Genomic DNA, 8,955 nt, shown 5'->3' with positions numbered 1-8,955 from the left:
GTGTGTTAATATCTTGTTAATATCTTTATTTAGTTTATTGTATTGTATATTAGATTTAATTTGTACATTCGTAATGTGATAATAAATCATTAATTATGAAAAATGAAAAAACAAAACAGATCGAAAAAATTGAAGAACTTGTAAAAGTTTATAGTGGTTATTCGATCACGGGTAAAACAAATAGTTATATTTACATTCATTCAATTGATAAGATGATAACTAGTAATTTTATAAAGTTATTTACTGATAATAATTTTGACTTTGTAATTGATTTTAGTATTAATAAATTAGCTGTAAGGATAGATGATTAACTGCGAACACATCACAATAAAATTAAATAATGGATCACAAGGTTTTATTATACCAATTATATACATACATCAAAAAAATGATATATTAGAAACTGCATACATAGGTTTATTAAAGTGTGGCAAACAAAATACAAACTTTTACCTTAACTAATCATGAAAAAAAGAAATAATTTTATTGATGTGTTTGCACGTGCAAAACAGGATAGCATATCATTCAGAACAGAGGTTTATTTTTGTTGGTGTGGTCAACAAAAAAAGTTTATCAGCACATTTAAATTAGAGTGGTATCAGGAATTGGAAGTAATAAAAATTTTTTATAAAGGTTATTAATATGGCAACAAAACATTATTTTAAGTTAGTGCAACATAACGCACAATTTAGTAACTTCATAAACAAGGATCAGATTTTAAAGGTTTCAATATCATTCAACGTATTGATGGATTATGTAATGAAGCATGATATTAATAATTATTCAATCGACAAAATCAATTATCAAACTTACAGAGCATTAAAAGAAAAATTATGAAAAAATTTGAAATACAGATACAGTCAATTAAAGTACCTTTTGCAAAAATGACTTATTCATTTCATGCATTATCTTTTAAGCAAGCTATGCAAATATCTGAAACATTTATAAAAAATAATTTTACAGTTTTAAGACTTGAAGAAATATGAATTTATATGCAATAATAATGATCCTTAACAACACGCACGAAATGAAATTCGAATTAGAGGCGTTTAATATTATAAACGCAACAAAGGACGCCATAGCAACAAAAGAATTGCAACATGAGGCACGTTTTATGGAAGTAACCAAATTAGAAATAACCAAAATTAAATAAAATGAAAGAATTTTTATTAACCTACAAAAGCGAAGGAATTTTGATACCTGTTTTTAACAGTAGATCATTTAAAGCAACGTGTTTTAGTGATGCAGAAAATAATTTTAAACAATGGGCAAAAGATCAAAATGATGTATTAACTTTAGTTCAAATAATATTAATATCATGAAAAAACAGAAACAACTTTACACACAGCCACAAAACAGGCGTTTAAGAAAATTCTTATTCCGGAATAAAAACGTATCAAATGCAGAAGTAAACCAAATAGCAAATGATTTAGGGTTTCAGTATAAAGAAAATTCATTAAGTGAAAAATATGATCAAAGTAAAATTGAAAAATATGCGCACGAAATAGCAACGTTAATTATTGTAGTATTAGTTTTAATACTTGCATTTAGTACAAAATGCAGCGCACAAAACAATGATGATGTGAAGCATTTTTACGCTGTTCAGTTCATCTCACACACTTCACATGATGTTTGTATATACTTGCAACCAAAAAAGCCTGTAAAAGCGTTTTTTATAGGTCTATTAACAGGAATTGCAGCGGGCGAAGGTAAAGAATTAATAATTGATAAGTATTTTGGATTAGGGTTTTACAATAAAAATGATAGGATCATTAATTACTGGAGTAGTGCGGTGTATGTACCTGTAAGAATTGTATTGAATGATATTAAAAAAAATAAAGAAAATAACCAATTAAACCAAATAAACGAATATGAAAAATGTAATTAAAACGGTGTTATTTGAACATCAAAAGAGAAGTATTTTTACTGCTGAAACATTAGATAAATCAATTGTAACGTTTACACCTACATTTCATTTATTTGAATATAACGGTAAATCAGGATCATATTATTTTCACGGTACTAACATTATATTCATGTATATTGATGGCAACCGCAAATTAAATGTGATGCAATTACCAAATGAATTTTTTAAAATTTTAAATTAAAATGAGTAGTAACAATTTAAATCAATTATTAATTGGCGTAGATAAAACCGAATTTTTACATAGGTTAACGGCTATGTATAGTAAAAATCCGCAAATCATTCGTTTAGTTGAGGTTTGCGGGTTACAATGGGCTTGCCACCCTTTAGAAGAAAGTATGACAACTGAACAAATAATAAACTATTTAAAAACAATTAAAACAAATAAAGTTATGAAAAAGCAAGAAAGTAAATTTAAAAATGAAATTGAATTAAGCGAAATTGAAAAATTAGATTTTGCACATTTAACCGATGAAGGTGACGCAATTGAAGGCATTTTATGTTCAGTTCAGGATATTGATTTTAAGTCAAAAAATCAGGACGGGTCGCCAAAAGGTAAAGAAAAAACATTTCAAATAGAAGTTGAAGGTGTTAAAAAACATTTACCACGTAATTATGAATTAATTAAAAAATTAGAATTAGTTGCAATTGGTACTGAAATACGTATTGAAGTAGGCGGCTTCACTAAATTAGAAGGCGGCAAAAAAGTTAAGAATTTTAAAGTATTAACTGCTTAATTTTAAATCATTCACTAATTAAAAGCGGGTATTATGCCCGCTTTTTTTAACTCACTTATGCAAATAGATGAAATTCAATACTTGATTAATTCAATTAATCATATACAAAAGCGGTTAATTTTTCTAAGTAAAAAGAAATTTGAAAAAAATAAATTAATCCAAAAAATTAAACTTTCATATTCAGATCATTTAAAATTTTTAAAGCGTGAATTATGGCAAACCGAAAAAAGCAAATTTCTAAAACAGAAAAAAAGTTAAGAGGCAAAGTAAAATATCTTAGATCAAAGAATAAAAAGGTATTAAATGAAATTGAATTATTAAATAAAAAAGATGAAAATAAATTCATCAAATTTGAAGGTAAGAAACGTAAAGTTTCAACCGTTAAAAACATTTTAAAAAATAAGATCACTAAAAACAATACTTCTTATTCAAAGGCAATTAACCAATTACAGAATAGATTTGGATATAAAGTAAGAAATTATGTAAAAAAAATTAAATCAAATCAAAAGGGAATAACTAAAAGCCCTTATTTTTCGGCATGGCAAACTAAAGATGCTAAAGACTGGATAAATAATAAAAATAAATTAGGTGTTTTAAATGATATTTTAATTGATATTTATCAGAAAATTGACGAAGTAACAACGGTTAATTTTATGGATAGCAATGATAGTTTCTATATTACTATTGATTACAATAACTTAAGTTTTAGTGTAGATATAGATAAAGAGAAATGATTTTAAAATCAAAAGATGATTTTGATTATGTATTGAATGATTTAAAATTCAATGAATGTAATTTTAATATAATTTATAGTAGTTCAAAAATACAGATAATTGAAGGGGACTATAAATATATTTACTATCCTAACAAATTAAAAAACATTAAAGGTTTAAACTTTATAAAAACCGTAAAAGATCACATTGAACAAAATAAAATATCATATCCTTTTGATAAAACAATAAGATACAATAAATTAAATCTATCTTTTAAAAAATCAGTGTATTACAAAAAAGATGTTTATGAGGTAGATTTAAAAAGCGCATATTGGCGTTTTGCGTGGCAAAATGATTTTATTAGTTATGAGATTTACAAACAAGGTTTGAATATTGATAAAAAAATTAGGTTAATGAGTTTGGGCGCATTGGCAAAACAGCAAACAATGTTTACTTATGAGAATGGAATTTTAAAAGGTAAACCGCTAACAATTAAAAGTGAAAATACTGAAGGGATATTTTTTAAAGTGGCTTATGATACGGATCAGATAATGAAACAACTTATAAATGTTATTGATCCAAAAAACTTCTTTTTTTATTGGGTTGATGCGGTTTTTTTTTCGGGTAAAGATAATTTGGTAAAAGTTGAGCAAAAGTTAAATGAATTGGATTTAAATTATAAAATAGTACCAATTAAAAAACTGATCAGAAAAGCAAATTTAATACAGGTTGAGGATTTTGATTTTAAAGTAAGGGATTTTAATTTTAGTAGACAAACAACAACAAAAGGATTAATATGACAAATAACGAAATAAAAAAGAGATTAGATGATATGAATTATATTGATAGATTATGGACTTTAAATTCAATTCAAAAATATTCAAAATTCACATTTAATAATTGGTTATTTATAATTAAATATAAAAAGCAACTTTTATCAAAAATTAAATATTATGCCCGTTAAATTTAATTACGAAATTCATGCAAACGCCTTTATGGATCAACAGGTAAATGTTTATAAATATTCATTTAAAACGGATAAAGAAGCAATTAAAAAGGGAATTGAATTTTTTACTTTAAACCGTTTATACTATATTTGTAAAGTTTTAAACGAAGGAAACAAAATTAAAATATATACAAATCAATTTTATAAACCAATAACGAAAAATGAAAAAGCGAAAAAATGAGTATTGAAAAAATCAAAACATTATTTATTGAAAATAATGAATTAACGTTAAAGCAAGCAAAAGAAAAAACAAATTTTAGTTTGCCTTATGTAAACAGGATTTTAAATTTATTAGTCAATCGAAATTTTTTGACTTATGAAGTTAAGCGAATGTATGAAAAAAGGATACCAACAAAAATCTACAAACTTAAAAGAAAATAATTATGCTAATAGATAACATGATAAAAATGATGCTAAAGCCAGCAATGAAAAAAAGTTTTGGCTTTAGTGAAATTGAAATAGGTGAATTTCGTGCAAATGATGAACGTGATGAATTAATTACTTATGGTGAAGGTATATTGAAGGGATCGACTGAGGTCGTTCAAATAACTTCTAAACCTCAAAAGTTAAGTGATAATAGTGAAACGGTTGATTTATTCATAAAGCGAATTTATGATGAAGCAAAGGATAAAGGAATTGTAATAAACCGTATTATTCAATCAGTGTTAAGATTTAATTTTAAGACTAATAAAATTGAAACGGTATTATACTATATCAATGGCGAAAATCAAAAATGTAAAACCAAATTTGAAAATAATTTTTAATCATGGCAAATAAAAAGAAAATAATTAAAGTTGTAAAAGCAGCCAAAACAAATAGAGGCGTAAAAGCGGGTGTTAAACGTGGTCCATATAAAAAGAAAAAAGAAGTAAATGAAAATAATAATACTATCATTAATAATGATGTTACTATTGATCATGTGGAGTTACCTAATAATAACAGTGATACAATTGATATACCTAACAGTCAAATCAATATTATTGAAACTGAAACGAAGGAAACACCTATTGAAACAAAAGAAACATTAATTGAATATAAAGAGCCTGAAACGAATGATGAAAATATTTTTAGTTCGTTTGTAAATGAAAATAAAACGAATGAAGAATTTAAAGAAGAAGAATTTAAAGAGGTTTCAGTTGATCAGGCAACAAATTTAAGTAAACCGCAACAACAACAATTTAAGGTCATGATAAACGGCTACATGTTATTAGCGTTTATTGATTTTATCATGCCTTTAGCATTTATAAAAATTGGTGGGTATCTTTACCCTGATATTAAGAAACTAAAAGCAAAGGATATTAAATTAACACAAGATCAAAAAGATAATTTAAAAGAAATTGCGGACCACATGGCACAATTCGTATTTCAAAAAATGAACCCCATGACCGCATTTATTTTAATGTTAGGAATTAGTTATGGTGGAAATATTCAGGATGCTTTAGCAGCTAAAAAAGAAAGTGAGGTAAAAGATGATATTAGCTAAAATATACGCTGTTATTGCGGGGTTATTTATTTTGTACGTTTTATTTAAATTTATTGATGAACTATGAAAAATTTTATTGTTTGCGCCTCACAGGATAGAGGCAAAAGTTTTTTTATAAAAAATGAAATTCTAAAAAAATTTCACCACCGTAAAAATTACATTAATGATGTGAATTTAGAGTATAGAGAATTTAAAAATGAAGTGAAGCGGTTAATGAGCCGTGAAGAATTTTTACAATTCGTGCCAACTTCAACTGCACCGCCTTCAAAATGCAATGTAATATTTGAAGAAGCAACAACTTTTTTCAGTGCTTCAGGTAGCTCACCATTAGATATTATGGCGCACATATATAGAAGGCATCACACACAAAATATAAACGTGTTTGTATTTCATAACCTTAGTAAAGTACCTGTTGATATTTTGAACAGTATTGATTTTTTAGTACTATTCAAAACTAAAGATGATCCTAATAAGATATACAAAAAATTCAGTGAATTTCCAAAAGTAATTGAAGCGTTTAATGATGTACGTGAAAAAACTGAAGCTACTGATAATGGTTTTAACCGAATAACAAAACAGTATAGGGATATACACTGTAAAAACTTTTTTCATTATAAAAAAATTATTTCCTTATAACGGTATCGGGCTAAGCGAAGTTAAATTTAAAAAAGCGTAGATATGAAAAGTACAGAATTAAGAATAGGAAACATTATTGAATCAAGAACAAAGCACCCTGTTAAAGCAAATTGGGGAACTTTAAGGGCATTAGAAAATGGCGAAAAAACATATTTGCCTATAAAAATAACAGAGGAATGGTTGTTTAAATTAGGTTTTGAACCACATAGTAAAATAGGATTTAGGAGGTTTTATAACATACATACTTTTGTTATAGAGATTACTCACGATAATGTTTGTGTGTATTATACCGACCGAGAAGTGCAAATATGTTTTATCAAATACATACATGAATTGCAGAATTTATTTTTTGCTTTAACTAATACCGAGTTACAGTGCGAGGGCTTTTAAATTTAATTTTGCTTAGCCCGTGTTATGCGGTCGTTTTAATGCCGCATAACTAACCGAATTGGCGCAGTTGAAAATTGCGCTAATTTGTAGTTATAAGAATTTTTTAGTACATTAGCAAATTATTCACATTTAAAACTTAAATCAAATGTTTACCTGTTCAGTATGTTCAAAACGAAGCGCACTTCATTATGATGACAAAACAAAATTATATTTTTGTGAAGCACACAATAACAGTGATCTGATCATAAAAGAAGCTTCAAAAGAAGCAAAAAAGCCTTCAAAAGTTAAAGCAGCCGTTAAAAAGGTTATAAAAAAAATATTACCTAAAAAGTGATAGTTTAAACCGTTTAACATATTTATTAATTCATTTAAGCCCCTTAATTTAGGGGCTTAATTATTTTATAAATCTTAAACAAAAAACAAAATGAAAATCAATTGGGAAATGGTAATTAGCGTTGCTATCGCTTTTTTAATCGCTTCAGTTCTTAAAGAATTAGTTGTTGATAATGTAGTTGCAAAAGTAAAAACAAGTTTAGAAACAGTTTAAAAATTTAAATCAGATGAATAACACACAGAAAAATCATTTGGTTAAAGTTTTACGCTCTGCTTCGATTGAACAACTTGATGCAATTGAAAAAATGAACAAAAAACAATTAAACCATTTATTTAAATCAATATCAGAGGCTTCAACTGTTGACCTTTCAAGCGCTTCAATCACTCCTGAAACGGTTAAAACATTAATTGCCAATGAAATTAACACAAACACCGCAATGAATACTTCAAACCCTCCGTTGGTAACACCAACCGCTTCATTTCGTGCGCCTGTTGCAGCCGCACAATTTACATTAAATATTACACGTAACAGTGCTAATATTGCCGCAATTTTACCTGTACCTTTATTTGGTATTTTAGATAAAGAAAGTTCATATAAAGAAATTGTTGCGCAGTCTTTACCTTCAGGTACTACTTTTTCTTTAGCTGTATCACCAACAGGTAAAGGTATCCGTTACACTTATGCTAACGGTGGTAACACTGATACAATTGATGTTGAATGCCCACAAGTTCCATATGTAAATTTATTACGTGCTTCACAAGGATCAATCCTAACAATGACCCAAAACAAAATGACAATTGATGACGTTGCAAATCAATCACAATTTAGTCAGGCTGTTGAGATCGTTCATAATACATTGTTTGGTAAATTTACAAGTGATAGCTTCACACCGAATGACTACAAAAGTGATTTACAAAATCAAAATGATATTCGTATTTTTACGAACATTATTACAATTGATCAAGAAACAACTTTATTGTTTCAATCAATTGCAGAAGCAACAGGCTTTAGCTTAACCTCATTTGTTCAGTCATATAGCACTTCACGTGCATAATTGTAAATAAATAGTTTATTAATTATAAAAAACCCTCTCTTTAAAAAGAGGGGGTTTTTTATTAAAACACAAAACAATGACTTACAACCCTTATACAGGCACAAACGATATGCCTTCAGATTTACCTGATAGCTCGTTATTTCCTAAAAACCCTATTTCAGGTCTTCCTGATTGGAATAAATATAACATGCTTCCGTTAAGCCAAAAAAGCCTAATTAAAAAAGATTTATCCGATATGCTTCAGGCATGGGTAAAAAAATACAACATACCACAGTCAATTATTGATCAATGGAATGCAGCCCAACAACGTGGCGAAGATAGCCAAACATTTTGGCAACGTATGAAAAATGCAGCTACTTCAGTTTATCAAAGTACTCAAAACACTGTAAACATTGTATCAAATAAAATTTCTTCTGCAATTGCAATTGTTCGTGATAAAGTAGGGCAAATTTCATTTGAAACTTTAGCACCTTTAAAGCCTGCTATGGTTGCAGCGTTAAAGCGTAAAGGCTTTACAAACGTTTCGGATAATGATAGCACTAAAAGTGTTGCAGTGCGCTTTTATAGCTCTTATATGAATAACAAAAATTCTTTAGAGAGTATTGAAGTAACACCCGATGAAGTAAATGCAGCAATTCAAACCGCTCAAGGTGTTGCACCATTAATTCAGGCTATTAT

At 27.6% G+C, this 8,955-nt stretch carries 19 protein-coding genes; all 19 read left to right on the top strand.

Features of this window, described 5'->3' with window-relative positions; translation table 11 throughout:
- The first annotated feature begins 95 nt into the window (after window positions 1-95).
- Window positions 96-311: a hypothetical protein gene (locus tag ACK5ON_RS12470; protein ID WP_409823035.1), complete on the top strand. Its 216-nt coding sequence runs from the start codon at window positions 96-98 to the stop codon at window positions 309-311.
- A 153-nt stretch (window positions 312-464) separates the two neighbouring features.
- Window positions 465-641, top strand: coding sequence for a hypothetical protein (locus ACK5ON_RS12465; protein WP_409823032.1), 177 nt, complete (start codon window positions 465-467; stop codon window positions 639-641).
- Window positions 642-833: 192 nt separating this feature from the next.
- Complete coding sequence (locus ACK5ON_RS12460; protein WP_409823029.1) at window positions 834-986, top strand: hypothetical protein; 153 nt, start codon at window positions 834-836, stop codon at window positions 984-986.
- Between the two features lie 41 nt (window positions 987-1,027).
- A complete protein-coding gene (locus ACK5ON_RS12455; RefSeq protein ID WP_409823026.1) occupies window positions 1,028-1,153 on the top strand; it encodes a hypothetical protein in 126 nt (41 codons plus the stop codon).
- Window position 1,154: 1 nt separating this feature from the next.
- Window positions 1,155-1,322, top strand: coding sequence for a hypothetical protein (locus ACK5ON_RS12450; protein WP_409823024.1), 168 nt, complete (start codon window positions 1,155-1,157; stop codon window positions 1,320-1,322).
- The gene (locus ACK5ON_RS12445) at window positions 1,319-1,888 is read left to right on the top strand and encodes a hypothetical protein (protein ID WP_409823021.1); all 570 of its coding nucleotides are present in this window, start codon (window positions 1,319-1,321) and stop codon (window positions 1,886-1,888) included. The genes ACK5ON_RS12450 and ACK5ON_RS12445 overlap by 4 nt, the downstream gene beginning before the upstream one ends.
- A complete protein-coding gene (locus ACK5ON_RS12440; protein ID WP_409823019.1) occupies window positions 1,872-2,108 on the top strand; it encodes a hypothetical protein in 237 nt (78 codons plus the stop codon). The genes ACK5ON_RS12445 and ACK5ON_RS12440 overlap by 17 nt, the downstream gene beginning before the upstream one ends.
- A 1-nt stretch (window position 2,109) precedes the next feature.
- Window positions 2,110-2,661 (top strand): hypothetical protein, encoded by a 552-nt coding sequence (locus ACK5ON_RS12435; protein WP_409823016.1) that lies wholly within the window; start codon window positions 2,110-2,112, stop codon window positions 2,659-2,661.
- 212 nt (window positions 2,662-2,873) lie between these two features.
- Window positions 2,874-3,395 carry a hypothetical protein gene (locus ACK5ON_RS12430; protein WP_409823013.1) on the top strand — a complete coding sequence of 174 codons (522 nt, stop codon included), beginning with the start codon at window positions 2,874-2,876 and terminating at the stop codon, window positions 3,393-3,395.
- Window positions 3,392-4,174 (top strand): hypothetical protein, encoded by a 783-nt coding sequence (locus ACK5ON_RS12425; protein WP_409823010.1) that lies wholly within the window; start codon window positions 3,392-3,394, stop codon window positions 4,172-4,174. Before ACK5ON_RS12430 ends, ACK5ON_RS12425 begins: the two co-directional genes overlap by 4 nt.
- 383 nt (window positions 4,175-4,557) lie before the next feature.
- Window positions 4,558-4,761, top strand: a complete 204-nt coding sequence (locus tag ACK5ON_RS12420; RefSeq protein WP_409823007.1) for a hypothetical protein — start codon at window positions 4,558-4,560, stop codon at window positions 4,759-4,761.
- Window positions 4,762-4,763: 2 nt separating this feature from the next.
- Window positions 4,764-5,144, top strand: a complete 381-nt coding sequence (locus ACK5ON_RS12415; protein WP_409823004.1) for a hypothetical protein — start codon at window positions 4,764-4,766, stop codon at window positions 5,142-5,144.
- Window positions 5,145-5,146: 2 nt separating this feature from the next.
- Window positions 5,147-5,863: a hypothetical protein gene (locus tag ACK5ON_RS12410; protein WP_409823002.1), complete on the top strand. Its 717-nt coding sequence runs from the start codon at window positions 5,147-5,149 to the stop codon at window positions 5,861-5,863.
- A 63-nt stretch (window positions 5,864-5,926) separates the two neighbouring features.
- The gene (locus ACK5ON_RS12405; protein WP_409822999.1) at window positions 5,927-6,499 is read left to right on the top strand and encodes a hypothetical protein; all 573 of its coding nucleotides are present in this window, start codon (window positions 5,927-5,929) and stop codon (window positions 6,497-6,499) included.
- 42 nt (window positions 6,500-6,541) lie between these two features.
- Window positions 6,542-6,889 carry a hypothetical protein gene (locus ACK5ON_RS12400; RefSeq protein ID WP_409822996.1) on the top strand — a complete coding sequence of 116 codons (348 nt, stop codon included), beginning with the start codon at window positions 6,542-6,544 and terminating at the stop codon, window positions 6,887-6,889.
- A gap of 145 nt (window positions 6,890-7,034) precedes the next feature.
- A complete protein-coding gene (locus ACK5ON_RS12395; protein WP_409822993.1) occupies window positions 7,035-7,223 on the top strand; it encodes a hypothetical protein in 189 nt (62 codons plus the stop codon).
- A gap of 90 nt (window positions 7,224-7,313) precedes the next feature.
- Window positions 7,314-7,436, top strand: a complete 123-nt coding sequence (locus tag ACK5ON_RS12390) for a hypothetical protein (RefSeq protein ID WP_409822990.1) — start codon at window positions 7,314-7,316, stop codon at window positions 7,434-7,436.
- 13 nt (window positions 7,437-7,449) lie between these two features.
- Entirely contained in the window at window positions 7,450-8,277 is an 828-nt protein-coding gene (locus ACK5ON_RS12385) for a hypothetical protein (RefSeq protein WP_409822987.1), read from the top strand.
- Window positions 8,278-8,353: 76 nt separating this feature from the next.
- Window positions 8,354-8,955: hypothetical protein (locus ACK5ON_RS12380; protein ID WP_409822984.1), on the top strand; the 602-nt coding region annotated here is incomplete at its 3' end.

Origin of the sequence: Flavobacterium sp. (assembly GCF_046317795.1) — a bacterium.
Taxonomy (GTDB): Bacteria; Bacteroidota; Bacteroidia; order Flavobacteriales; family Flavobacteriaceae; genus Flavobacterium.
The sequence above is the reverse complement of the archived record's forward strand: the minus strand, read 5'-3'. Positions and strand labels throughout refer to the sequence as shown.